The sequence below is a fragment of the Mesorhizobium sp. M7A.F.Ca.AU.002.02.1.1 genome, assembly GCF_003998535.1.
Classification (GTDB): domain Bacteria; phylum Pseudomonadota; class Alphaproteobacteria; order Rhizobiales; family Rhizobiaceae; genus Mesorhizobium; species Mesorhizobium ciceri.
The window spans coordinates 1-1,487 of the sequence record NZ_RZPB01001111.1 but is presented as its reverse complement, the minus strand read 5'-3'; the positions used below and the strand labels follow the sequence as shown (position 1 = coordinate 1,487).

1 protein-coding gene is annotated in these 1,487 nt (G+C 60.7%); it reads right to left on the bottom strand.

Going from position 1 to position 1,487, the window contains the following annotated elements; translation table 11 throughout:
• Positions 1–486: 486 nt before the first annotated feature.
• On the bottom strand, positions 487–1,487 hold a 1,001-nt coding region (gene galE / locus EN879_RS35540; protein ID WP_127274698.1), incomplete at its 5' end, for a UDP-glucose 4-epimerase GalE.

The window sequence follows — 1,487 nt, the reverse complement described above, 5'->3', positions numbered from 1 at the left end:
GTGATATCTAATATAACGTGTGATGTGCGAGTGGTCACTCATGCGGCGTGGAAGCGGCCCAAGTATAGTATGTCGCAATGCGCCCCTGGCTTATACTTGATAGCAAGGGACAGAGGATGAGAAATTCCGCGAGCGTATTTCGCTCAAGCAAGAATGTCGTATCTATTGCCGCGGCTGTGGCGCTGAGCTCTATGGTTGCAGGTTGTCAAGGTATGGACGCAACTGAAACCGGTTCGGTCCTTATCAGGCCCATCGTCCACCCGGTCCGCAGTCAGCCCTCGGTCCAGCCCGTGCAGGCCAGATTTCTCGTGCGCTCGCTCCGGGCCGACCTTCCGATCCAGATGACAAGCACAATAGGGACCGAAAGTGCCTACGCCTTTGCACCGCCGCAACGGATCAAAGCCAGCACGCCGGCGCCGGTGAACATCTCGTTCAATCCGGGCGATGGCAGCACGTTCTCGGGCGGCTCGCCTTATATCTGCAGCCCTAGCGGATTTGGCCAGCGCGCGAACTGTCACCCCCGCTATCTCTGACCCGTCGGGCGACGACCGGCGCTGCCGCCCTCACTGGCGGCAGTTTCATGGGCCTGGTCTTCAGTCCGAAAAAGGGAGCGGCCGTCCTGACAATCGTATCGATGTCTGAAAGCTCCGGCACAAAGCCAAGATGTTCGCGTGCGCTTCCCGGGTCGGCGTAGAGCTCCGCCGGATCTCCGGCGCGTCGGCTCCTGAACACTGCCGGAACCGGCCTCGACGTGATTCGGCCGACCGCCTTGACAATCTCCTTGATGGAGACGCCCCGCCCTGTGCCGAGATTGACCGCAAGGCTTCGCCCGCCACCCTCGATATGCATGAGCGCTTTCAGGTGGGCGCGGGCCAGATCGGTGACGTGGATATAATCCCTTACGCAAGTGCCGTCCGACGTGTCGTAGTCGGTGCCGAAAACCTCGATCGCGTCGATGATGCCCGATGCGGCCATGAGCACTCTGGGAACCAGATGGGTTTCCGGCGAATGCCACTCACCGAGCTCGCCATCGGGATCGGCGCCACAAGCGTTGAAATAGCGCAGGATCGCAAATTTCATTCCGTACGCGGACGCATAGTCGCCGATGATCTGTTCACCCATCAGCTTGGTGCGCCCATAGGGGCTGATCGGATTTTGCGAGGAGGTCTCGCGAACCGGCAACGCCTCCGGCACGCCGTAGGTCGCACAGCTGCTGGAGAAGATGATGTTTTCGATCGAACTCGCGCGTGCGGCATCGAGCACCGCGATGGTGCCTGTCACATTGGTCGAATAATATTCGGCCGGCTCGCGAACGGACTCTCCGACATAGGCCAGCGCAGCAAAATGGATCACGGCCGTCGGCCGGTGCGTTTCCATCGCCCGCCGCAGTGCATCCCGATCCCGGATATCGCCGACGACAAGCGGCCCCCAGGCGACGGATCTCTCATTGCCGCGGCTCAGATTGTCGAAAACCACCGGCATGTAGC